This is a genomic window from Citrobacter sp. 506 (assembly GCF_050434985.1).
Taxonomy (GTDB): domain Bacteria; phylum Pseudomonadota; class Gammaproteobacteria; order Enterobacterales; family Enterobacteriaceae; genus Citrobacter; species Citrobacter braakii.
In genome coordinates this window covers 222579-247253 of sequence record NZ_JBNDJN010000003.1, presented here as the reverse complement: position 1 = coordinate 247253, position 24675 = coordinate 222579, and the positions used below count along the sequence as shown (strand labels likewise).

Annotated in this window: 20 protein-coding genes; 7 read left to right on the top strand and 13 right to left on the bottom strand. The window is 52.0% G+C overall.

All coding sequences use genetic code 11. The annotated features are described in order from the left end of the window. Positions 1-36 precede the first annotated feature (36 nt). Entirely contained in the window at positions 37-1227 is a 1191-nt protein-coding gene (metC, locus tag ABIE10_RS14145) for a cystathionine beta-lyase (RefSeq protein ID WP_049282575.1), read from the bottom strand. A gap of 30 nt (positions 1228-1257) precedes the next feature. Next, positions 1258-2490, bottom strand: a complete 1233-nt coding sequence (locus tag ABIE10_RS14140) for a dicarboxylate/amino acid:cation symporter (RefSeq protein ID WP_003019196.1) — start codon at positions 2488-2490, stop codon at positions 1258-1260. Between the two features lie 219 nt (positions 2491-2709). Here ABIE10_RS14140 and ABIE10_RS14135 point away from each other — a divergent pair, with 219 nt between their 5' ends. The 4 genes from ABIE10_RS14135 to ABIE10_RS14120 all read left to right on the top strand — a co-directional run bounded on the left by ABIE10_RS14135 (position 2710) and on the right by ABIE10_RS14120 (position 6869). Beyond that, positions 2710-3636, top strand: a complete 927-nt coding sequence (locus ABIE10_RS14135; protein WP_200080220.1) for a LysR family transcriptional regulator — start codon at positions 2710-2712, stop codon at positions 3634-3636. 75 nt (positions 3637-3711) lie between these two features. Then, positions 3712-4992 carry a DUF445 domain-containing protein gene (locus ABIE10_RS14130; RefSeq protein WP_279263593.1) on the top strand — a complete coding sequence of 427 codons (1281 nt, stop codon included), beginning with the start codon at positions 3712-3714 and terminating at the stop codon, positions 4990-4992. A 97-nt stretch (positions 4993-5089) separates the two neighbouring features. After that, entirely contained in the window at positions 5090-6277 is a 1188-nt protein-coding gene (locus ABIE10_RS14125) for an MFS transporter (RefSeq protein ID WP_429156086.1), read from the top strand. A gap of 190 nt (positions 6278-6467) precedes the next feature. After that, a complete protein-coding gene (locus tag ABIE10_RS14120) occupies positions 6468-6869 on the top strand; it encodes a hypothetical protein (protein WP_279263595.1) in 402 nt (133 codons plus the stop codon). Between the two features lie 59 nt (positions 6870-6928). Here the strand turns inward: ABIE10_RS14120 and ABIE10_RS14115 are convergent, their stop codons facing one another. The 5 genes from ABIE10_RS14115 to uxuA form a co-directional block, all read right to left on the bottom strand. Continuing rightward, positions 6929-7936 (bottom strand): porin, encoded by a 1008-nt coding sequence (locus tag ABIE10_RS14115; protein ID WP_429156084.1) that lies wholly within the window; start codon positions 7934-7936, stop codon positions 6929-6931. Positions 7937-8112: 176 nt separating this feature from the next. Next, positions 8113-8322, bottom strand: coding sequence for a hypothetical protein (locus ABIE10_RS14110; RefSeq protein ID WP_016151558.1), 210 nt, complete (start codon positions 8320-8322; stop codon positions 8113-8115). Between the two features lie 647 nt (positions 8323-8969). Next, entirely contained in the window at positions 8970-9743 is a 774-nt protein-coding gene (uxuR, locus tag ABIE10_RS14105; protein WP_029139754.1) for a Uxu operon transcriptional regulator, read from the bottom strand. Positions 9744-9964: 221 nt separating this feature from the next. Then, a complete protein-coding gene (locus ABIE10_RS14100) occupies positions 9965-11440 on the bottom strand; it encodes a fructuronate reductase (RefSeq protein ID WP_429156082.1) in 1476 nt (491 codons plus the stop codon). A 78-nt stretch (positions 11441-11518) separates the two neighbouring features. Next, entirely contained in the window at positions 11519-12703 is a 1185-nt protein-coding gene (uxuA, locus tag ABIE10_RS14095) for a mannonate dehydratase (RefSeq protein ID WP_016151555.1), read from the bottom strand. A gap of 260 nt (positions 12704-12963) precedes the next feature. On the opposite strand from uxuA, the gene gntP reads away from it, so the two are divergent. Next, positions 12964-14307 carry a gluconate permease GntP gene (gene gntP, locus ABIE10_RS14090; protein ID WP_047414558.1) on the top strand — a complete coding sequence of 448 codons (1344 nt, stop codon included), beginning with the start codon at positions 12964-12966 and terminating at the stop codon, positions 14305-14307. A 48-nt stretch (positions 14308-14355) separates the two neighbouring features. On the opposite strand, the gene ABIE10_RS14085 is transcribed toward gntP, so the two are convergent. Genes ABIE10_RS14085 through ABIE10_RS14075 form a run of 3 tightly spaced genes read right to left on the bottom strand, consistent with a single transcriptional unit; the run spans position 14356 to position 17198 of the window. Next, the gene (locus tag ABIE10_RS14085; protein ID WP_016151553.1) at positions 14356-15048 is read right to left on the bottom strand and encodes a LutC/YkgG family protein; all 693 of its coding nucleotides are present in this window, start codon (positions 15046-15048) and stop codon (positions 14356-14358) included. Then, complete coding sequence (locus tag ABIE10_RS14080) at positions 15041-16468, bottom strand: LutB/LldF family L-lactate oxidation iron-sulfur protein (protein ID WP_016151552.1); 1428 nt, start codon at positions 16466-16468, stop codon at positions 15041-15043. The genes ABIE10_RS14085 and ABIE10_RS14080 overlap by 8 nt, the downstream gene beginning before the upstream one ends. Before the next feature lie 10 nt (positions 16469-16478). After that, positions 16479-17198: a (Fe-S)-binding protein gene (locus ABIE10_RS14075; protein ID WP_016155592.1), complete on the bottom strand. Its 720-nt coding sequence runs from the start codon at positions 17196-17198 to the stop codon at positions 16479-16481. 580 nt (positions 17199-17778) lie between these two features. Here ABIE10_RS14075 and ABIE10_RS14070 point away from each other — a divergent pair. Beyond that, complete coding sequence (locus tag ABIE10_RS14070) at positions 17779-19332, top strand: L-lactate permease (protein ID WP_016151550.1); 1554 nt, start codon at positions 17779-17781, stop codon at positions 19330-19332. Positions 19333-19803: 471 nt separating this feature from the next. On the opposite strand, the gene pdxY is transcribed toward ABIE10_RS14070, so the two are convergent. The 3 genes from pdxY to ABIE10_RS14055 form a co-directional block, all read right to left on the bottom strand. Continuing rightward, positions 19804-20661 carry a pyridoxal kinase PdxY gene (gene pdxY, locus ABIE10_RS14065; RefSeq protein ID WP_200049733.1) on the bottom strand — a complete coding sequence of 286 codons (858 nt, stop codon included), beginning with the start codon at positions 20659-20661 and terminating at the stop codon, positions 19804-19806. A gap of 11 nt (positions 20662-20672) precedes the next feature. Further along, positions 20673-21938, bottom strand: a complete 1266-nt coding sequence (locus tag ABIE10_RS14060) for an aromatic amino acid transporter (RefSeq protein ID WP_016151548.1) — start codon at positions 21936-21938, stop codon at positions 20673-20675. Between the two features lie 188 nt (positions 21939-22126). Continuing rightward, positions 22127-23497: a tyrosine phenol-lyase gene (locus tag ABIE10_RS14055; protein WP_016155590.1), complete on the bottom strand. Its 1371-nt coding sequence runs from the start codon at positions 23495-23497 to the stop codon at positions 22127-22129. Between the two features lie 777 nt (positions 23498-24274). On the opposite strand from ABIE10_RS14055, the gene symE reads away from it, so the two are divergent. Then, positions 24275-24637, top strand: coding sequence for an endoribonuclease SymE (gene symE, locus ABIE10_RS14050; protein ID WP_101700333.1), 363 nt, complete (start codon positions 24275-24277; stop codon positions 24635-24637). The last annotated feature ends 38 nt before the right edge of the window (positions 24638-24675 follow it).

The following is a 24675-nucleotide window of genomic DNA, read 5'->3' as shown; positions in this document are numbered from 1 at the left end:
GGCGCCTGCGCCGCATCCGGCAACCATCACATTATCTTAAGCAATGCGCGCAAACCCTGCTTCCAGATCGGCAATCAGGTCGCCAATATCCTCAAGGCCAATATGCACCCTGACCAGGGTGCCGCTGAAATCCACCTCTCCGGCTGGGCGAATGCTGTTCAGCTCTTCTGGCTGATTCGCCAGAATAAGCGACTCAAATCCGCCCCACGAATAGGCCATATGGAACAGCGAGAAGTTATCGAGGAAATTCGCCATCTGCTCGTCGGTCAGTCTCTTTTTCAGCACAAACGAGAACAGGCCTGAGCTTCCGGCAAAGTCACGCTGAAAATACTCGTGCCCCGGGCATTCCGGTAATGCCGGATGATTCACCCGCGCCACTTCCGGCCTTGCCGACAGCCAGCGGGCAATATGGATGCTGCTCTCCTGATGCTGCTTAAGACGTACCGCTAGGGTGCGCAATCCACGGCTGCCGTTGTAGGCCGTATCGGCATCCAGCGTTTGTCCCATCAAATAGGAGTTCTCGCGTAGACGATCCCAACAACGCGCGTTGGACACCGCCGTGCCCAGCATGCCGTCCGAATGACCGATGGTGTACTTCGTTCCCGCCTGAATGGAAATATCCACGCCATATTCCAGCGCTTTGAACAGTACGCCCGCCGCCCAGGTGTTGTCGATCATAATGACAATCTCCGGATTAACCGCGCGGATAGCTTTCACCATCCCCGGTACATCCTGGACTTCCATGGTGATCGAACTTGGCGATTCGAGGAATACAACTTTCGTTTCCGGACGCAGAAGATCAACGATACCAGCACCAATCAACGGATCGTAATACGTTGTTTCCACATTGAATTTACTCAGGATCTTATTGCAAAAATCCTGGGTTGGCTCGTAGGCCGCGCCCGTCATCAAAATATGATCGCCACCCTGGACAAACGCCAGAATCGCATTGGTCACCGCCGCAGCGCCGCACGGGTAAAGCGCGCAGCCAACGCCGCCTTCCAGTTCGCTCATTGCCTTCTGGAAGGCAAAGTGGGTGTAGGTTCCGCGACGACCGTAAAACAGCTCGCCATTTGCGCGATTGGCGGTGGCAAATTTTTTGTCTTTCACGGTATCAAACACCAGCGAAGAGGCGCGCTGGATAACCGGATTCACCGCTCCCTGGGTGTAGCGTTTGTCGCGACCCGCAACAACCAATTGCGTCTCAAGCTTCATTACGTCTTTCATAACATCTCCTGTTCTTAATCCGTGTGAAACCTATACCACCGCAGCAGTAGAGTTTATTTCAGTGTTGGTCTGCTTTTTTCCAGCGAACCGTTCAACAATCTGCGCCGCATTCAAATCATGGATAACGTTAATCAGTGTGGCAGGCGCATCGGTAATCGTGCCCAGCACTACCAACATCGGGATCGCTTCCATTGGCAGGCCCAGCGTAGTGACGATAAAGATTTCACCGAGGAATGCCCCGCCCGGTACGCCGCCGACGATAATGGCGGAGAGCACCGCAATCAGCATGGTCAGGAAGAAGGTCTCGGTGGTGAACTCCATGCCCAGCACGGAATAGATAAAGACAATTTTCAGCGCGGCAATCATCGCCACGCCACCTTTGTTCAGGTTAACCAGTAGCGGAATGGAGACATCAACGATTTCCGGGTTAATCCCCATCGCCTTACCGGCACGCAGCGTTACCGGGAGAGTCCCCAGCGAAGAGCAGGTTCCCAGCGCAGTCGCAGACGGTTCAATCGCATTACGCCAGAAGGCTTTGACCGCCGGAATACCGCCGCCAATATACGAATAGAGAATCGAGCCAAAAACAAAGTAGACCAGCGTGGCCACCATGAACAGGCCGATGGCGCGAGCAAAGGTTAACAGCAGTGCAGAGTCCTGACTGGCCATAGTGGCAGCGAAATAGCAGCCCAGGCCAATCGGTGCGACCTTCATAATGATCGAGACGATCTTCATGATCACGGTATTGGCATCTTCCAGCAGCGACGCAATGCGCTTACCGGCCTGATCCGATTGACCAATCGCCACACCAGCAATAATCGCCATCACAATCAGCGCCAGAATATTGGACTTAGAAAACAGTCCGATAAAGTCGCTGGTCGTGATCATGCTGACAAAATCCATCTTACCGCTGCCCGCCTGCACCGACTGCGAAAGATCGATAGTGACGCCCTGCGCCGGGTTATACCATAGCGCCAGCGCAACGATCCCGGCAGCCGGAATAAAGGCCATTGCGATCGAAACAATAAAGATAATCGCCATAATGCGCCCCAGCCTTTTCAGGTCGGTCATACTGGCGATCGAAGACATGACGCTGATCCCCACCAGCGGCACAATAATCATAAATAGAAGATTTAAGAATATCTGGCCGATTGGCTGGAGTTTACTTGCAAACGAGGGGGCATAAATACCTAATAAGCCGCCAATCACCAGAGCAACTAATAAAATAATCGACGATCTGTAGGGTTCGAGTCGTGACCACATAATCGGTACCTTTAGAATAATATTTAATGAGATTAAATTCACAATGTGATGAGTTTCCGTTTCGCCTCCTTTTATTTTGTGACGTAACTCACCTAAGTTGTTATTTTTTCATTTTGCCAGCAAGTTGTTTCCTGTGATTCAATAGTTGCATGTTTAAAACGCGAATGTAACGGCCTATTCGTACCGTTTTTGCAAATCACTTGTGAATAAAAGGAAACTATGAGTACGCCGATTTCACTCAAGCATCTGGAGTTTTTCATTAAAATCGTCGACTGCGGAGGATTATCAGAAGCCGCGGTGCAGCTCAACGTCTCGCCATCTGCGGTCAGCAAAAGCCTGGCGGCAATGGAAGATACGTTAGGCACGACATTAATTAAACGTACCACCCGCAGTATTACCCTGACCGATGCCGGGCAATATCTCTTTAACCGCGCCAATAAGCTTTTGAAAGAATTCGATGAAACGCTGAATACCACCTCCGGTTATTACCACAGCCCGCAGGGTGAATTACGCATAACCTGCTCAATTGCGTTTGGTTATTCCCGGCTGGTGAACCTGGTGGATAAATATCGTTCCCAGTTCCCAGATGTGAATCTGTATATCGATCTCAACGATAACTTCGTGAATCTGAACGAAACAGATTTCGACATCGCCCTGCGAATCTCCACCGCACCACCGCAGAACTACGCAATGCGCAAGCTGGTGCCTGTCCGCTGGGCGTACTGCGCCTCACCCGGCTACCTTGCCAAAAAAGGCATGCCCCAGCGTCGTAGCGATCTGGTCAATCATGATTGCCTGGTTTACCCAGGTCTCACGCCGGTGCTGAAGGTGGCGGATGAACAGGATCGTCTGCATCAGTTAAAACTGCATATGCCAATCCAGGCCAACAGCAGTCTGGTATTGCTGAAATCGGTGTTAGAAGATCAGGGAGTGGCGTATTTGCCCACCTATCTGATTGGCGATCATATTCAAAAAGAAGAGATAACGCCGCTGATGCTCGACGGCACCATCACCTGCGAAACCCACGCCCTGTATGCGCTCTATTTTCCCAGTAAGTACAGCAATCCGAAGGTGCGATCGTTTATCGATTTTCTGGTGGCGGAACTCGGCCCCTTACCCGCCTGGGACAACTGGATCCCGGAGTAAGCTTTGCTCGTCTGAAAATGGGAGGCGCTCCACATTTTTTGCGCGATCCCCCCGTCTGGCTCTATCCTTAAGCCTATGAATAAAATTGCTGAACTCAAACGCGCCAAGCGACTGGCGCTCTCATTGCTGCTGATTGCCGCCGCTACCTTCGTCATCACGCTGTTTCTGCCGCCTAACTTCTGGGTGCTCGGGATCAAAGCGATCGCCGAAGCGGCGATGGTCGGCGCGCTGGCGGACTGGTTCGCCGTGGTGGCGCTTTTTCGTCGGGTACCAATCCCGTTCATCTCGCAACATACGGCGATTATCCCGCGCAATAAGGATCGGATCGGGGAGAATCTCGGTCAGTTTGTGCAGGAAAAATTTCTCGACACCCAGTCCCTGATCGCCCTGATCCGCCGCCATGAACCGGCGTTGTTGATCGGTAACTGGTTCAGCCAGCCGGAAAACGCCCAGCGAATTGGCCAGCATCTGCTGCAAATAATGAGCGGTTTTCTCGAACTCACCGACGACGCCCGCATTCAGCGGCTGATCAAGCGGGCGGTGCACAAAGCCATCGACAAGGTCGATCTCTCCGGTACCAGCGCGCTGATGCTGGAAAGCATGACCAAAAACAATCGCCATCAGGTGTTGCTCGACACATTGATCGCCCAACTTATCGCCCTGCTCCAGCGCGACAGCTCGCGGGCGTTTATCGCCCGACAGATCGTGCACTGGCTGGAGACCGAGCATCCGCTGAAAGCGAAGATCCTGCCGACTGAATGGCTGGGCGAGCACAGCGCCGAACTGGTGTCTGATGCCGTTAATTCCTTACTGGATGACATCAGCCACGATCGGGCGCATCAGATCCGCCACGCCTTCGATCGCGCCACGTTTAAGCTAATCGATAAGCTCAAACACGATCCGGAGATGGCCGTGCGGGCCGAAAGCATGAAAAACTATCTGAAGGAAGACGAAGCCTTCAACCGTTATCTTGGCGAACTGTGGGCAGACCTGCGCCAGTGGGTGAAAGCCGACATTAACGCTGACGATTCGCGCGTGAAGCAGCGCATCGCCAGCGCCGGACAGTGGTTCGGCGAAACACTGGTTGCCGACAGCGCCCTGCGCGCCTCACTGAATGGGCATCTGGAGCAGGCCGCGTATAAAGTTGCGCCGGAGTTCGCCACCTTCCTGACGCGCCACATCAGCGACACGGTGAAAAGCTGGGATGCGCACGATATGTCGCAGCAAATTGAGCTAAACATCGGTAAAGATTTACAGTTTATCCGCATCAACGGCACGCTGGTCGGCGGTTCTATTGGGCTGGTGTTATATCTGTTGTCGCAAATTCCTTCCCTGCTGACGCTGGCGAATTTTTAAGGAGAAAGTAAAATCCCTGTTTTTATTTTACTTTTTATTATCATTTGCACATGTAATATAACAATCATCAAACTAACAGCGTGAAATGAGAGTCCGTATGTCCCAGGGAAGCCCCGATTCAAATCGTCATGCCATCAGCGTCGCGCTCTTTGGCATGCTGGTCTTAACGCTGGGCATGGGAATTGGACGCTTTCTGTATACGCCGATGCTCCCGGTACTGCTGTCGGAAGGTCAGTTTACGTTTGACCAGCTCTCCTGGATTGCCAGCGCCAACTACGCCGGATATCTGGCGGGAAGCCTGCTCTTCTCCTTCGGGCTCTTCCATCTTCCCTCACGTTTACGCCCGATGTTGTTAACTTCTGCGCTCGCTACCGCAGGATTGATTCTGGCAATGGCAAGCGTTAAGCAGCCCACGCTGGTGATGCTGATCCGTTTTCTGGCAGGCGTCGCCAGTGCCGGTATGATGATCTTTGGTTCGATGATCGTCCTGCATCATACCCGGCATCCCTTCGTGATCGCGGCGTTGTTCTCCGGAGTTGGCGCAGGCATTTTGCTGGGCAATGAATATGTCATCAGCGGTCTGCATTTTGCGCTGTCATCGCACACGCTCTGGCTGGGGGCAGCGGCAGCCTCCGCGCTGTTCTTTGTGCTACTCGTTATGCTCTTGCCATCTCGCGACCATGCGCTCCCCGCCGCAGCACCGGTAAAAACAGAGCATCAGCCTATGTCCTGGTGGCTGCTGGCGCTACTGTATGGATTAGCCGGATTTGGCTACATCATTGTCGCTACATACCTGCCACTGATGGCGAAAAGTGCCGGGTCGCCGCTGCTGACGGCCCATCTCTGGTCGTTGGTCGGCATATCGATTATTCCGGGTTGTTTCGCCTGGCTGTGGGCTGCCCGACGCTGGGGGGTGTTGCAATGCCTGACGGCGAATTTACTGATCCAAAGCGCTTGCGTGGTCATGACGCTCGCCAGCGACTCCTTGCCGCTGCTGGTGATAAGCAGCGTGGGTTTTGGCGCAACGTTTATGGGGACCACTTCGCTGGTCATGCCGCTCGCCCGTCAACTTTGCGTACCGCGCAATATTAATCTGCTGGGCCTGGTCACCCTGACTTACGGCATTGGGCAAATACTCGGGCCACTCTTAACCAGCCTGCTGGGAAGCGGCGCTCAAGCGATCGTTAACGCCACGCTATGCGGTGCCGTCGCCTTGTTTATTGCGGCACTCATCAGCCTCGCACAATTATACAAACAGCGTTTCGCCTCCCCCAAAAGGGTATAATCGACAACCTTATAAACAGGTATCTTAGGATTAGTCCGCAATCAAAAGTCAACATTTAATAAACCACAAATAATCGGCAATTACCCGCCAGACAATTTATAATCCCCGGCTGTTCATTTATAAACTCAATTTAAAATGCGTAAAAATGGACATATTAACTCAGCATCAACACTATCTTCGGGAAAAGTACATGTCATGGTTTAAAAAAATACTACTGGGGTTAATTATTTTGGTGGGTTTAATTGGCACGCTAAAAGATTATAAAGACTTTGGCCTGTTTGGCGCGTTAGGATTGTTTCTTATATTCCTGTTAACAACAACATTTTTATGGCAATGGGCCTCTGGCAGGTTACCAGAGATAACCCAGCTTCAGGCCGTATTTATTTTACTGGCCAGCGCGGTAGCCTCAATTTTTGTTATCAATATGGCAATTGCCGGTAATTTGCATGTGGATTTAATGGAGGTCATGTACGTTACCATTACGCATAATCCACTTTTTTACCTGATTCTCTGCGTGGTCGCATGGGTAAAAGTGAGCATCTGGCAATGGCTGTTTAGCGGTGGACAGGTGAAAGAGAGTCAGCCAGTTTAAACACGGCAGAGGTAAAAAAGGCGTCTTAACTAAGACGCCTTTTATGCTAGTAAAACAAATTAGAACTGATAGGTCAGACCTGCAACAACCTGGTTGTCGTCGTCTTTGCCGTCGAGCAGGTTAATTTTGTAACCCACATCAGCCACGATGTTTTTGTTGAAGTAGTAATCCGTGCCCAACGCTACGTATTCAGTCAGGTCATTATTGTTGTTGTCACGCGCGTGAACGTAACCCACGTTCGGACGCAGACCAAAATCAAACACATACGCAGCCATTGCTTCAAAGTGCTCAGCTTTATCCGCATCCTGAATCAGGTTGTGGGACTCGCCGTACATGGTCGCGACGTAGATGGCATTAGCATCATATTTCAGACCCGCGCCCCAGAACTCTGCGTTTTCGCCATCCCAGCCGCTTCGTTTCTGCAGAGCAGTCACCGCACTGGTGGTGTAGGCCGCAATCGCAGATATGCCGGAATCCGCAATATTGTCATAACCCAGGGAGAAGCCATAACCATTGCCATGCTGTTTTGCCGGGCTAATGTTAGTGTCATCCTGGCCCTGGTATTGCGCGCCAATGTTCAGACCATCAACGGCTCCAAACAGATTTTTGGTGCGGAGTGTTGCAACGCCAGCAGTACGTGTAGTAAGGAAGCGGTCAGTATCTTCAAAGGAGTCGCCGCCGAACTCTGAAAGAGTGTCAGTGTAAGCTCCCACGTCGTAAGCAATACCGTAGTTACGACCGTAGTCAAAGCTAACGTCATGGCCATAATCCAGGCCAGCAAACGCCAGACGTGTATTGACGCCATTCTGAGAACCTTCTGCTTTAGAGGCATCAAACTGACTTTCAAATTGGCCATAACCGGTCAGTTGATCGTTGATTTGTGTCTCACCGCGAAAACCCAGACGCGCGTATGTACCGTCGGCATCGGTGCCGCCAGTCCAGGAATGGACCGCTTTTACTTTGCCGTACAGATCCAGTTTGTTGCCATCTTTATTATAAATTTCCGCTGCATGAACGGAGGTTACCCCTAATACCATTACAGCTAATGCCACTGCTGACTTTTTCATGTTATTACTCACTTTTAATTGTGAATTTTGCTATCAACTTTGTTATGAAGGCAGAATACCCGCATAAAAAAGCCCCCTATGGAAAAGGGGAAAACCTCTAACACACCAATGAAGGTAATAATAAAGTGGCAAGACACATATCATTTTGGGTTAAATAAAACCCGAACAGAGAGTAATTACTTAGATTCTTCGTTTACGCTCTCATTAACAGAGCGATATAACATTATTGCTTCGGCAATAATATCTTGTTTACTTTTACGGGTTTCAAATGCCAGCGTACGAACATATTCCCACAGAGAGGTATCGACACGGGCACTTAAAAGAACCATATCTTTTGAACGGGTACCCCTGGCCTTTCTAATATCGGGGTAATCTCGAGAGGGCATTATCATCTCCTGAACGCAAACACGCTTATGGCGATGAAATATGCAGTCAGTGTAAAAACATGTCAACGGCAAAATACAGTGACAATAGTAATGAAACTGTTAATAACGGACAAAAAACTGGAACAGCATTTCAAATGAAAGATAACTTGATTATAGAATAATGTGTAATTTTAACTTTACATATATTCACTTTTATTCATTTGATTAAAAAAGCCAGAACTATTGACAATAAACATGACCTCAAATCAAAACATCATTACAGCCAATAAGTTACGTGCCGTTATTAATGTCTACATTTCCGTGAAGCGCCTGTTTTTATGCACTGTTATTCCAGGCTGCCTCGCTCTGACCACCGCGGAAATCAGTTTGATTCTCACTTAACACAGACCCATTTTGTCTAAAAATAAGCACGGAAAGGTAAAAATAAGGTAAACAATGCATTTTTTCGCATGCAAAAATAAGTTGTTTTTAATTGATATAAATCAATTTTCACCGCGTAACGACGGAGGAAAAATCATCATCTGAGGTGATGGAAACCTTTTTTTACGTGACGTTCATGACGAGAAAAAAGCGTTGTTATGCAATAAGCTTTTGTGCTGAAAAGTGTCGCGCGGGCTGCAACAGCCCGCATAGGAGAGGAAAGAAAATCAGGCGTTAACTTTATCCAGCGGCCAGGAATCAAACAGATAACCATCAAAGTCGATGTCATCAACATTTGAAAACTCCAGCAGGCGCTGTTTGACGTTTTCCAGATGCTGCCACATTGCCAGCTTGGCTGCGCGGGCATCCTTTTTGATTAATGCCGCCAGGATCTGTTTGTGGTCCCCCATCCACTCTTTACGGTAATGGGTATCGTCAAGGTGGCTATGGAGCTGGATCCACATCGGGTTGTTTTCACGCCACTGCCATGACTGGCGAAACAGCTCCACCAGCATGCTGTTATGCGTGGCTTCGGCTATGGCGAGATGGAACTGCATGTCGCCGCTTTCAGAACCGTTCGCTTCGCTGGAGGCCAGCTCCCGCTCTTCCAGCTGTAACGCCTGGCGCATTTTAACGATATCTTCACGCGTAGCCTGCAGCGCGGCGAATTCGGCGATATTGCTTTCCAGCAGCTGTCGCGCCTGCAGCAGCTCAAACGGGCCCGCGTCATTGCAATGATTGACATCCGTACTGTCGATGGTCTGCGCATCTGCATTGTCGAGTACGTAGATCCCGGCGCCGCGGCGCACGTCCACCAAACCTTTAATTTCCAGCATAATTAACGCTTCGCGAACCACCGTGCGAGTGACATTGAGCATCTCAGCAATTTCACGTTCCGGCGGCAAACGCTCCCCGGGCTGGTACGGCGTCTGGACAATCAGATCGCGGATCATTGCACCCACTTCCTGGTAGGGTCTTTGTTGAGAAGTGTTCGATTTCATCGTGTTATGTCCGTCAGATGCGTCAATTCAGATCCGTAGGCCGGATAAGGCACATGCGCTGCCATCCGGCACCTGTGCCGTTGGCTGATGGCGACGCTGACGCATCTTATCAAGCCTACAAAAAACGTTTTTTCGCCTGAACTATAGCATTTGCGGGAAGCCAAAAACAGAAAACGGGTCAACCAAATCAGCATTTTGATTGACCCGTCATACTTCGGGGATTATGCGTCAGCGCCTAACGCCGCAACGCACTCACGTGCGCCGTGTTCACACAGCTGTTGATACGTCGCGATAATTGTCTCAACAAAATCAGCGTTTTCCGCCAGATCATGGCCAAAAATGCCGCTCAGCCCCAGCAGCGCCGTCACGCGTTCGGCCCCCTGGAACTGTTGGTTAATGCGCTGGAACTCAGCCAGCAAGGGGTCGACAACATCAATGGCCTGCCCCTGTTCATCCACGCCACGGGTGTAGCGCATCCAGCCCGCCACGCCCAGCGCCAGGTGACGCCAGTCGCTGGCGTTTTGCAGATGCAGACGCACCGGATCCAGCAGGCGCTGCGGCAATTTCTGGCTGCCGTCCATCGCAATCTGCCAGGTGCGGTGACGCAGTGATGGGTTGCTGAAACGCTTAATGAGCAGCGTCGCATAGGCGTTAAGATCGGTGCCTTCCGGCATCGACAGCGTCGGCGCTTGCTCCTGCATCATCAGCGCGAACGCCGCTTTGCGGTACGCCGGATTTGTCATGGTATCAGCGATAGTTTCATAGCCGCCGAGATAGCCCAAATACGCGAGGAAAGAGTGGCTGCCGTTGAGCATACGCAGTTTCATCATTTCAAACGGCACCACATCGGCAACGAACTGCGCACCAACGCTGTCCCAGTCAGGGCGACCGTTGACAAAGTTATCTTCGATAACCCACTGACGGAACGGCTCACAGGCGATAGCACACGGATCGTACACGCCCAACTGGTCGGCAATCTCTTGCAACGTTTCTGGCGTCGCCGCCGGAACAATGCGGTCTACCATGGTGCACGGGAAAGTGGCGTTAGCCTCAATCCACTGCGCCAGCTGCGGGTCGCGCGCCTGCGCCAGACCCAGCACCGCGACTTTCGCCACATGACCATTTTCACGCACGTTATCGCAAGACATCACGGTAAAGGCCGCAAGCCCTTGCTCACGACGCAGATGCAGCGCCTGCACGATGTAACCAATCGCCGATTTCGGCGTGCCTGGATTCGCCAGATCGTGTTTAATCAGCGGGTTATTGAGATCTAACTGACCGCTGGCAGCATCAGTGCAGTAGCCTTTTTCCGTGACCGTCAGCGAGACAATTGCCGTCTGCGGGCGCGCCATAGCCTGTAAAATACCATCACAGCCGTCAAGCTCCGGGTGCAACGCTTCTTTCATCGAGCCAATCACTTTCAGCACGGTGTTGTCCGCGCCTTTTTCCGCCACGGTATACAGCAGTTGCTGTTTGCGCAGGTTTTCAATCAGGACGCGGTCGTTACCCGGCATCAGGTTAACTTCACAGATCCCCCAGTCGCTGTCGGTGGTTTCCAGCAGATGATGGGTGTACAGCGCCTGATGCGCGCGGTGAAATGCGCCGCATCCCAGGTGAACAATGCGGGATTGCAGGCGCGAGCTGTCCCATGCAGGGCGAGCAACCGGCAGGTTGCTATTGGCAATTGTCGTTGTCATCGTGAACTCCAGAACCCGTTGAATGACCAACGGAAGAGAAAAGAAAAAGCCGGCCAGACAGGTGACCGGCAACTCGCTTTAGCGGCTAAAGAAAGCGCGCTGGATAGCCATCTCAACGCCACGCACTTCCGCCAGCCCTTTCAGGCGACCAATCGCGGAGTAGCCTGGGTTGGTTTTCTTTTTCAGATCGTCAAGCATCTGATGGCCGTGGTCCGGACGCATTGGGATCAGGTCCTCTTTACCCTCGGCTTTACGGCGCTGCTCTTCCTCAACGATCGCTTTCACGACTTCGTACATATCGACGTCGCCGTTAAGATGCGCCGCTTCATGGAAGGTTTTCGGGTTATCTTCACGCAGCGTGGAGCGCAGATGGGTGAAGTAAATGCGTGGGCCAAACTGTTTGATCATGTCGACCAGATCGTTGTCCGCCCGGACGCCGTAGGAGCCGGTGCACATGGTAAAACCGTTCGCCATGCTGTTGACCGTATCGACCATCCATTGCATATCTTCCACAGTGGAAACAATGCGCGGCAGGCCGAGGATTGGGCGCGGCGGATCGTCCGGGTGTACTGCCATCCGCACGCCTGCTTCTTCCGCCACAGGAATAATTGCTTTCAGGAAGACGGCAAAGTTCTCGCGCAGTGCGGCTTTATCGATATCTTTATAACGCGCAAGATGCTGGCGGAACTGGTCAAGCGTATAGCCCTCTTCCGCGCCCGGCAGACCGGCGATGATATTGCGGGTCAGACGCGCTTTGTCTTCATCGCTCATGGTGGCGAAGCGTTCATTCGCCTGAGCAATCTCTTCGGCGGTGTAATCCGCTTCCGCGCCCGAACGTTTGAGGATGTGCAGCTCAAAGGCGGCGAATTCAATCTGGTCAAAACGCAGCGCTTTGGAGCCGTCCGGCAGGACGTATTCCAGGTCGGTACGGGTCCAGTCGAGAACCGGCATGAAGTTGTAGCACACGGTACGAATGCCGCACTGGGCCAGGTTACGCAGGCTTTGCTGGTAGTTGGCGATCCACTGCTGATAGTTACCAGAACGGGTTTTAATGTCTTCGTGGATCGGTACGCTTTCGACGACCGACCAGACCAGGCCCGCCTGCTCAATAATGGCTTTGCGTTTTAGGATCTCATCAACCGTCCACACTTCCCCGTTCGGGATATGGTGCAAGGCGGTGACCACGCCCGTGGCACCCGCCTGACGTACATCCGCTAAGGTGACCGGATCGTTAGGACCATACCAGCGCCATGTCTGTTCCATCTTTTATTCCTCATTTACGTTATGGACTCGACGATATGGCACATAAATTCCTCCTTTTGGTATGACATGTCAACCTGAAGGAATTAATTGGTTAACCAAATCACGATTTTTGCTGATTAGATCGCCATTTTGCGGCCAGGAAGCGCAGTAAAGATGTAAACATGTAACGCAATGTGACATTCATCGCATCAATGGTTAACCAATACGGATAACATCTCAACCAAAGTCATAATAGTTCAACCAATAAAGGTAGACGTTATATGCATGTTCTCAATATTCTGTGGGTCGTATTCGGCATCGGTCTGATGCTGGTGCTCAATCTAAGATTCAAAATAAACTCGATGGTCGCCCTGCTGCTGGCGGCGCTCTCGGTCGGCATGCTGGCGGGTATGGACTTAATGGCGCTGCTGCACACCATGAAATCCGGCTTTGGCAGCACGCTGGGTGAGTTGGCGATTATCGTGGTATTCGGGGCAGTCATCGGTAAGCTGATGGTCGATTCCGGCGCGGCGCATCAGATTGCTCATACGCTGCTGGCGCGACTCGGTCTGCGCTATGTACAGCTGTCGGTGATCATTATTGGTCTGATTTTTGGCCTGGCGATGTTCTATGAAGTGGCGTTTATTATGCTGGCGCCGCTGGTGATCGTCATTGCCGCAGAAGCGAAGATCCCGTTCCTCAAGCTGGCGATTCCTGCCGTTGCCGCAGCCACCACCGCCCACTCTCTGTTCCCGCCGCAGCCAGGTCCGGTCGCGCTGGTTAACGCCTACGGCGCTGACATGGGTATGGTCTACATCTACGGTATTCTGGTGACTATTCCGAGCGTGATCTGCGCCGGGATTATCCTGCCGAAGTTCCTCGGCAACCTCGATCGCCCGACGCCGTCATTCATGAAGGCCGACGTACCGGTTGACCAGAACAATCTACCGTCTTTCGGCATCTCTATTCTGGTTCCGCTGATCCCGGCGATCATCATGATCTCCACCACCATCGCCAACATCTGGCTGGTGAAAGGAACGCAGGCGTGGGAAGTGGTCAACTTCTTAGGCTCCTCGCCAATTGCGATGTTTATCGCCATGATTGTCGCCTTCGTGCTGTTTGGTACCGCGCGTGGTCACGACATGCAGTGGGTGATGAACGCCTTTGAAAACGCGGTGAAAAGCATCGCCATGGTGATCCTGATCATCGGCGCGGGCGGCGTACTGAAGCAGACCATTATCGATACCGGCATCGGCGATACCATCGGCATGCTGATGTCGCACGGCAATATTTCTCCATACATCATGGCGTGGTTGATAACCGTGCTTATTCGTCTGGCAACCGGTCAGGGCGTGGTCTCAGCCATGACGGCGGCGGGGATTATCAGCGCAGCCATTCTCGACCCGGCAACCGGTCAACTGGTGGGCGTCGATCCGGCGTTGCTGGTACTGGCGACGGCGGCTGGCTCCAACACCCTGACCCATATCAACGATGCCTCGTTCTGGCTGTTCAAAGGCTACTTTGACCTGTCGGTGAAGGATACGCTGAAAACCTGGGGTCTGCTGGAGTTGGTGAACTCCGTGGTTGGCCTGGTAATCGTGTTGATCATCAGCATGATTGCATAACATCGATACCGCTCTGGCCCGCAGCGCCAGAGCGGTTCTTCTCCTGCCTTAACAATCCTCAATAATCAGATACACCGCCTTCACCGGGCCATGCACCCCAACCACCTTGATAAGCTCAATATCCGCCGTCGAGCTGGGTCCACTGATAATGTTAATGCACGATGGCATACGCTCACCGGCCTGCGCTTTCTGATGCAGTTTTTCTGCCAGTTGCGCCACGCGCGGCAGGATGGTGCTTTTACGCAGCACGAAAATCGAGGACTCCGGCAACAGGCTCAAAGAACGCCCGCGCTCCGGCGCGGAAAACAGCACCACGCCGCCGGACTCGGTCAGGCCATACTCGGCATACACCACGCCGACTTTCGCCTGCTCGGCCTCGGTAATATTTTCGCTGCCTCGCGCCGGATCCCAGACCACGGCGTTGCATTCCTGCTGCAAACGTTCGGTGATGCCCAGCGCCACCAGTCGGCTGTCGCCGCTCAGCACTACCGGCTGACCCAATTCTTCACACAGGCGTAGCGCTGCTTCTGCGGCCTGGTCCTCGCGAGTCAGTTCACAGCGGGCCAGCATCACTTCGCTGGCGAACTGGATAAACGCATCGCAGCGCTGCTGCGGGCTAAGTTCAGTCAGGCGCTCGTTGGCATAATTGTTAACCGGCGCGGCATCCGCTTGCGGTTCGAAACGCGGCGGGCGACCCAGCGCCTGGGCGATGGTGTTTAAAAACGCGGTACGGTTATCCATTCTTTTTCTCCTGCGCCTGATGTTTCTTAAACCAGCTGCGGAAGCTCTCGCCGTCAGCATCAGGCAGATCGCGCGCCTCCATCCAGTCACCAATCGCGCCAACCTTGAGCGGGGTTTTCCCGCCATTGATAAACCAGCTTGCCGCATGCGCGCCCGCCATCATTCCGACTTTCCACAGCCCCGGATGGCTATTGGCATAAGCGAACATTTTGATCGCCCGTCGCTCGGCTTTCGGGGTAATGCCCTCCTCGGCCATCACCCGACGATGACGCAGGATCAGTTTTGACAGCGGAATACGCACCGGGCAGACGCTGTCGCAGGCCGTGCATAAGGAACAGGCGTACGGCAGGTCTTTAAAATCTTTATAGCCGCCGAGCAGTGGAGAAATCACCGCGCCAATAGGGCCGGGATAGATAGAGCCATAGCCGTGTCCGCCAATGTGGCGATACGCCGGGCAGGTGTTCATACAGGCCCCGCAGCGGATGCAGCGCAGCACATCGCGAAACTCAGAGCCCAGCACCTGCGAGCGACCGTTATCGACAATCACCAGATGGAACTCTTCCGGTCCGTCCACGTTATCCGCCTCACGCGGGCCGGTCAGCCAGGTGTTATAGCCCGTCAGACGAGCGCCCACGGCGCTGCGCGCCAGCATGGTGATCAGCACATCCACATCAGCAAAGGTTGGCGCGATACGCTCCATGCCCATCACCGCAATGTGTGTTTTCGGCAGCGTGGTGCACATGCGCGCGTTGCCTTCGTTGGTCACCAGGCATACTGAACCGGTTTCCGCCACGGCAAAGTTACAGCCGGTAATACCGATTTCGGCACTCAGGAAATCCTCGCGGATCTTCTGGCGAATGAACAAGGTCATAGCTTCCGGGGTTTCCGGGCCGTCATACCCCAGACGCTCGTTCAGCACGCGGCGGATCTGATAGCGATCTTTATGAATAGCCGGGACCACGACGTGCGAAGGTGGATCCTGATCCAATTGCAGGATGTATTCCCCGAGATCGGTTTCGATCACCTGGATTCCCGCATCCTGCAGGACATGGTTGACGCCGATCTCCTCGGTCACCATCGACTTGGACTTCACCACCTTCTTCGCGTTTTTGCTTCGCGCGACCTGCAGAATGTAGGCGGTGGCCTCTTCTTTGGTTTTGGCGAAATAGACGTGGCCGCCGTTTTGCGTCACTTTCTCGGAGAGTTGATACAGGTAAGCGTCGAGGTTGCTCAGCACGTGATCGCGGATCTGGCTGGCACGATCGCGCCAGTCTTCCCAGTGGCCTAACTCATCGACCATTTTTTGTCGATTTGCGCCAATACGCTCCTGCGCATTGGCCACGGCTTTGCGCATGATCGGATCTTCTATCTGCTGACGAATGCGCAGTTTAAATTCTACATCGCTGGTTTTTATCGACATCTCTTTCCCCTCAGCGGCTCATCAGCACTTCAGCAATATGCATCACTTTGACCGGCTGGCCTTCCCGTTGCAGTCGACCGCCAATGTTCAGCAGGCAACTGACGTCTGCGCCAATCAAATATTCCGGCTGCGCATCCATCAAATGTAAGACTTTCTCTTTCACCATCTCGCCGGATATCTCGGCCATTTTGACCGAAAACGTCCCGCCAAAGCCGCAGCAGGTATCCTGATCGGCAAACGTCAGCAGCTCCAGCCCGCGCACGTTTTTCAGCAGCGTGAGCGGCTCTTCCTTAACTCCCAGCTTTCGAGTCAGGCTACAAGAGGGATGATAGACAGCGCGGCCCTGCAGGCTCGCGCCGACGTCCACCACGCCCAGCTTGTTGACGATAAAGGAGGTGAGATCCTGCATACGCGCGGCGACTTTTTCGGCACGCAGCGCCCATTCCGGTTCATCGGCCAGATACGTCGGATAGCTTTTTACCGCGTAGGTACAGGAGCCTGCTGGCGAGATAATCGGATCGTCGTTGTCTTCCAGGGCGGCGATCAGGTTTTTCATCCCGGGGATCGCCTCTTTGATGTAACCGCTGTTGATGGCTGGCTGACCGCAACACCCTTGCTTCTCGGGGAAATTAACGCGACAACCCAGTTTTTCCAGCAGCAATACGGAGTCTCGTGCCATCCGTGATTTCAGTGCGTCACCAATGCAGGTAACAAAGAAATTTACATTCACAATAACTACTCCATTGCTTCATTTCTGTTTATTGCGCTTGATATCGCGATATCAAGCAAAGGTTCAGCCGTATTTCACGCCCAGTTTTTCTGTTTGCTGTTTTTACTAATACCTGGGTTCATGGTGATGCTCGGGTCGTTTTCCTTTGATGCCGACTCTCCGCTTCTTAAGTCAGGACAGTCGCATATGTCTGTATTTTCATTTGTATGACAAAACCAAATAATCCCCTAATCAACCCCCATATGCAACAACCAGGTTTATTTCTTTCGGTCTCGCTCACATTTTTATATTTAAAACCACAGCGTTATGAACACCTTAAAAACAGTTTCAGGTGCTTACTATTCTCATCACCAGCATTATTAAAAAGGTTATCATATAACTATTTATAGGTATTCAGCTTACTCTTAAGTATATTTACCTGGCATTGGATTTTAATTAAAAGATTACAATAGTTACAAAACCACAAATCATAATTACTTTATTCACTGAAGCGATTCAGTTTACATACTTTATTAACCCAGCAATGTAGCCTCCCCACCATAAATATAAATCAGGTTTAATAAACCAATCAGGAATAGCAATGAACGAATATTTTATGTTTGCCCTGGCACTCTCTCCTTTACTACTGATGGTATTTTTAATATTGAAATTGAAAATGCCCATCCATTATTCCGTGTTGATCTCTTTGGTATTCACTGCCGCGCTGTCGGCCATATTCTGGGAAATGCCCGTACAGAATCTGAAAGCCGCGATAGGCTATGGCGCCCTGAAGGGGTTATGGCCGATTGTGATTGTGATCCTCGGCGCCATCTTCAGTTATAACGTCATGCAGGCAACCAAAGCGCTGGATATTCTGCGCGATATTCTCGCCAGCATTAGCGAAGATAAGCGTATTCAGGTGCTACTGATTTCATGGTGCTTCGGCGGATTCCTTGAAGCCGCGGCAGGTTATGGCACGGCGGTCGCCATTCCGATCGGCATTCTTATTGCGCTGGGATTCAACCCGCTGAAGGCGGCGATCGCTTCTCTCGTGGCGAATACCGTTCCCACCGCGTTCGGCGCGGTCGGGATCCCGGTTTCTATTCTGGCGGAACAGGTTAACCTGCCGGTGTATACCTTAGGCGGAACCATTATTCTGCAGCTCGCGCTGTTTAATATCCTGCTGCCGTTTGTCATTGTCTGCATTATTGGCGGCGGCCTGAAAGCCATTCGTGGCGTATTTCTGATCACGCTGATTTGCGGCATCACCACGTTGGTTCCGCAATATTTTGTCGCCATTCATCTTGGCGCGGAATTGCCCGCCTTTGCCGGTAGCCTGGTCAGCTTGTTTGCCGTGGCGATGGTCAGCCGCCTGCGCAAAGGGAAAACCGATCCCGAGTGGCGCATTGAGGTCAGCCATACCCGCGAAACCACGCCGCGCTCGGCAAAAGTGTTGTTCCGCGTAGGCTCTATCTATCTGTTTATTTTTGTTTTTATCCTGCTGTGCTCACCGCTGTTCCCGACGATCAAAGGCGCGGCGTCCCAACTGGCCTCGGTGCTGCATTTCACGCTCGCCGACGGCAACACGCTGGCGCTGAAAGTTGAATGGGTGACCACGCCGGGGATGCTGATCATCTTTGCGACCCTTATCGGCGGTTTTATTCAGGGAGCGTCCGCACGCGGGATGCTGGAAGTGTTTATCAAAACCATTTTCCAGCTTAAAAATTCCATTGTGGCGATTATGGCGATTGTCGCGCTGGCCACGGTGATGGATCTCAGCGGGATTATCTCCACGCTGGCCCAGTCGATTGTCGATCTGACCGGCAGTTCCTACGTCTTCCTCGCCCCAGTGATTGGCGCGCTGGGCACGTTTGTTACCGGCAGCGATACCAACTCGAATATTTTGTTCGGCAAACTGCAAACCATTGCCGCCAGTAAACTGCATATCGATCCCAACTGGCTCGCGGCGGCGAATACTTCTGGTGCAACGGGGGGGAAAATGATTTCGCCGCAGAGTATCGCCATTGCGGTTTCAGCCACCAAAATGGACGGACAGGCCAACCAGATAATGTCTGGCACCATGAAATACTGCTGCGCCTATATTGTGATCCTCGGCCTGAAAGTCGGTCTCTTTTATTACTGGTTTATGGCGTAATCCATTGTCAACCCCGTCAAATTCACGGCAACCGTATTTGACGACGCGGTGACCAAAAAGGTTTACACCGCTTCAGGATCGAAACGAAGCGACTGGCTTTACGATTTGTCGGCGCTGACTAAAATAGCGCCGATGTTTCAAATCGAGGATTGTTGTTATGTTGTTCTGGAAAAAGATGGTGAAGAAGTTCGACGCCTTTTCCGCGTTGATCCCACCACGCTACTTCCGCGTGTAATGCCTGGCGCTAATGCCTGATGGCGCTTCGCTTATCGGGTCTACGTTTCACGCTCATTTGTAGGCCGGATAAGGCGCAAGCGCCGCATCCGGCAGCAGAGAAAAATGTTCTCCCCTTTCACTTACGCAGCCCGCACGCTCTTAACACCCTGACCCACAGACGAAGCCATGCAAAACGGTAGATCAGCGGATGCTGAAATCGTAGCAGTGTCAGAAACATAGAGCCTCCTTACGGCGCTACAGCACCGTTGCCTGATAGCGAATTTGCGGCTCCATTATCTGGTGACGCGCGTCTATCAGCCGCAGTTCATACGAGTCGTGCTCTTTCGTCAGCCGCATCACCGCGTCGACGACACTGGTGGTCCGCTCCAGCGCCTGCTTGTCCTCATAACCGTTGAGCAGTGAAGCCAGCATCACGCTGCAAATCAGATCCCCAACGCCCACCGGCATTTTGGCAAAGGTATACAGCGGCCGGGCGATGTGTAACGTCTGTTCCGCCGTCACCAGCAGCATTTCAAACGCCTGTTTTTCGCGCGAGCAGTCGCCGAGATGTTTCACCAGCACCTTCTTCACGCCCCACGCCACCAACTGCTGCGCCGCTGCCACCACCTCGTCAAAACTACGTAGTTGTCTGCCCGTCAGCACGCCCAGCTCATAGAGATTCGGCCCCATCACATCCGCCAGTTGAATGGCGTCATCGACAAAAAAGGACTCCACGCCCTGCGCGACGATGCAGCCTTTTTGCGGGTCGCCCATTACCGGATCGCAAAAATAGAGCGCCTGGGGATTACGCTGGCGAATGGTGGTGACCGCGAGCTTCACCTCTTCGCAATGGCGTTTGTCCCCGAGATACCCGGACAACACGGCATCGCATTGCGCCAGTTTTTGCAGGTCATCCAACCCGCTGATGATGGCGCTCAGCTCGCCGTGCGGCATCGCCATGCCCTGCCACATCCCGTACTGGGTGTGGTTGGAAAACTGTACGGTGTAAAACGGCCAGACATCGATCCCCGAGAGCTGCATCGGCAACACGGCAGCTTTATTTCCGGCATAGCCATAAACGACTGACGACTGAACAGACAACACGTTTTTCATTTTGACTCCGTCTAGCGAAACGTTGGCAGCAGACCAAATACGTCCAGAACAACCGTCAGATAGACAACCGCCCCACAGACAATGACCAGATTGAGCACGGTGTTATTACACGGCGCGGTATAGCTGGCGGTCGGAAAACGTTTCCGCGCCGCTTTCACCAGGAACGGCGGCAGGATCACGCTCCAGATGGTAAAGGCCAGACCGGCGTAACCAATCGCGTGGACAAACCCGTTCGGGAAGAAGAAGCACACGGCGGCTGGCGGGAAGTAGGTCACCAGCGCAGTTTTCAGGCGACCCATGCCGTCATCCGGGAAGTGAAACAGGTCGGCGATGTAATCGAACAGGCCAAGCGTCGCCGCCAGCAGGGAACTGGCAACCGCGAAGTTGCCGAAGAAGGTCAGGATCAGATCCATATAACGGCTGGTGAACAGCCCGCTGATAGCCTCGACAAACACGTCGATATTGCCGCCTTTGGCGATAATCGGTGGGAATGAGGAACGGCTGATGTTGCCCATCGTGACGCCCAGCCAGAAGATATACAGCAGCAGGGCAAACAGCGTGCCGATGATAATCGAACGCGTAATATTCGAGATCCCGCTCGTGCCATACAGCTTCACCAGGCTCGGCACGTTACCGTGAAAACCAAACGAGATAATACAGAACGGCAGCGTCATCAGGATATACGGCAGGTACTGCGAATTGGGCAGCGCCACCGCCACGCTGTCGACGAGTTTCGCCACTTCGATATGACCCACCAGGCCAGAGAAGGTGGCAAAGAACGCGATAAACTTACCGATAATCAACACGGTAGTAATACGTCCAACCAACAAGGAGCTGTACCAGGCAATCGCCCCGACCAGCATACTGACGATCACCACCGAGATATTCGCCGGAAAGCGCACGCCGCTGTATTTGAACACGGTTTGCGCCATCACCGCCGACGAACCAGAGATATAGGCATAGGTCAGAATATACAGCACAAAACCGAAAGCGATACCGACCACAATATTCCACTTTCGGCCTAATAAATCCTGGGTAAAGGTATTAAAACTGGCACCGGCGCCATAATGCAGGTTAACTTCGACCAGCATCAGACCGGTTAATAACATCATGATGGCGATAAACAGAAGAATAACTGACGCACCGGGGAACCATACGCCAGCCATCGCAATCGGCAGGGAAAACATCCCTCCACCCACTACGGTCGCGATAACCAACATGGTTCCGCTAATCAGTCCGGGGGTACTACTCTGTCGCTCAATGGCATTAATATCCATGATAAATGTTCCTGTAGACTATTCGTTATAATTACAGCTGTCATTTGTACATCATGCGGATAATAAAAATGTCGGAGTCAGGGTTTACTTTTGTAGTTATGTCACGGTAACGGGCACCGCAAAGGCTTCCTGTTCATGGAAAAGAAATACAAAAAAGCCCCATCCTGAGATGGGGCCATAATTATTATTTAGATATAGTCAAAGCGTGCAGTAAAGAAACGGAGCTGCTTCGGCTCGTAAATAAACTTCAGCCCGCGAATATCTTCTTTGTGCTGGTAAAGTTTAATAATACCGTCAGCCACTACATCCATATGCGCGTAAGTATAAACGCGGCGTGGAATAGTCAGACGCACGGTTTCCAGTTTCGGCCTGTGGTGTTCACCGGTCACGTTATTACGGCCCGCAGAGATAATTCCGCGCTCCATACTACGTACGCCGGTTTCCACATAGATACTGGCAGCCAGGCTTTGTGCCGGGAACTCGTCCTGCGTCAGATGCTCACAGAAGCGACGCGCATCAAGGAATACCGCGTGACCGCCCACCGGTTCAACAATCGGTACACCAGCGGCTTTCAGTTTATCGCCCAGATAGCGAACCTGCTTCACGCGGTGCTCGATGTACTCATACTGCATGGCTTCTCGCAGACCAATCGCCATAGCTTCCATGTCGCGTCCGGCCAGGCCGCCGTAAGATGGCATGCCTTCGTAGACAACGACTAACTCTTTGGCAGAAGAGAACATTTCGTCATCGTTCATGCACAGGAAGCCGCCGATGTTCACCAGACAGTCTTTTTTACCACTCATGGTGCAACCGTCGGCGTAGCTGAACATCTCATGCACGATCTCGGCGATGCTCTTGTTCTCAAAGCCCTGCTCTTGCTCTTTGATAAAGTAGGCGTTTTCTACGCAGCGGGTAGCGTCGTAGAACACTTTAATGCCATGTGCTGCAGTCAGTTCACGCACCGCGCGCATGTTAGCCATGGAGACCGGCTGCCCGCCTGCGAGGTTAACCGTGACTGCCAGGCAAATATAGGCAATATTCTCGGCGCCTTTTTCATCAATCAGTTTTTGTAATTTTTTAAGATCGATATCACCTTTAAAAGCAATATTCAGACCGGCATCGTGCGCTTCGTCACGAACGATATCGACAAACACCGCACCATTTTTTTCCTGGTGATAACGGGTAGTAGTGAAATACATATTCCCGGCAACATATTGCCCCGGTTTAATTGCCAGCTGCGATAACAGGTTTTCTGCGCCGCGCCCCTGGTGAGTAGGAACAATATGTTTAAAGCCAAACAGTTCCTGCACGGTTCTTTCCAGATGATAGAAGTTTTCGCTGCCCGCGTAGGCTTCATCACCCATCATCATTCCGGCCCACTGCTTGTCGCTCATTGCGTTGGTGCCACTGTCTGTCAGCAGGTCAATATAAATATCTTTCGAATTTAACAGGAAAGTATTGTATCCCGCTTCTTGCATTTTCTTAAGGCGTTCATCACGCGGGATCATAGATACAGTTTCAACGCTTTTAATACGGAAGGGTTCTGCCGGATAATTCATTTTGTTTCTCCAGTAACAGTGGTCATGTACGTATTAATGTGAAGTAAAGCATACCTGGTTCATCAATAAAGTCTGATGAAATATAACTATTCGCCTCCTGAGTCAGGGGGAGAAATAATGTGGAGGCACTATGCAAGATTTAATTGATTATGGAAATAGCCTGGTCAACATTAATCACTGGCAATAATTTAAAAAGCTGTAAATGTAGGTGATGCAAATCACACGTCATTTTTTTACCCGTTCATATTCAACAAGTTTTTTTTTGCGTGTTGATTTGCCATTTGCGATGGTGCCCCCGTGGAGAGGGGAAATACTGAAAACTTAACTTTCCAGGCTGTGCTCATTCTGTATTGCTGAATGAGTACACCCCATTTTGTGAGAGTCGGATCACTTCACGGGTTTATATTTGTGATTCACATCACTAAAAGTGTAAAGCAAAGTGTACAAAACGGTGTTGTTTCAGAGTTTGCTATTTGATTCAGTGAGTTAGATCACATTTTTGTCTGATACAGATGGGCGTTATTTTCTGGAAATGGCAGGTATCAGGAGGATGGGATATGAATGAATTTATACGGTGAATAATACTATGTTTATTGGGATAGAGAGGATTTCTATTTATTCCGAAAGCGTGCTAATCGCGCTTATTTCATCTTATTTACATCTGGACTTCCCGCCAATTACTGGGGTAATTTACAGGGGTTTTATTAGCGCGATGCGAAGGTGCGCCAACACCTCCGCATCGCTAATCGCAGTAACTATTATCGGAGAATAGTCACCATGACTGATACGCATTGTATTGCAGTTTCATTTGATCCAGAAGTGTACGTCGCAGATAACCGTTGCCTGAAGGTGGGTTATGCGAGCGGTTATCCTGATTACAGCCGTTTGCCGGTGAAGTATGTCCAGTTTCCGTCCATCGTGATGAAGGGCCAGTGGCTTAAAGCCGCCGGATTCGACACCGGCACCCGCGTCGATGTGCGCGTCATGCAAGGCTGCATTGTGTTAACCGCCCGCACGCCCGAACCCGAAGAGTCAGAACTGATGAAATCCCTGCGCGCCGTGGAAAAGCTCTCCGCGCGTAAGCAAAAGCAGGTGCTGGAGTTTATCGGGGTGATTGCGGGGAAAACGGCGAAGGGGTAACGGTCTTGCTAAAGGCGCCTGTGGGCGCCTTTATTAGG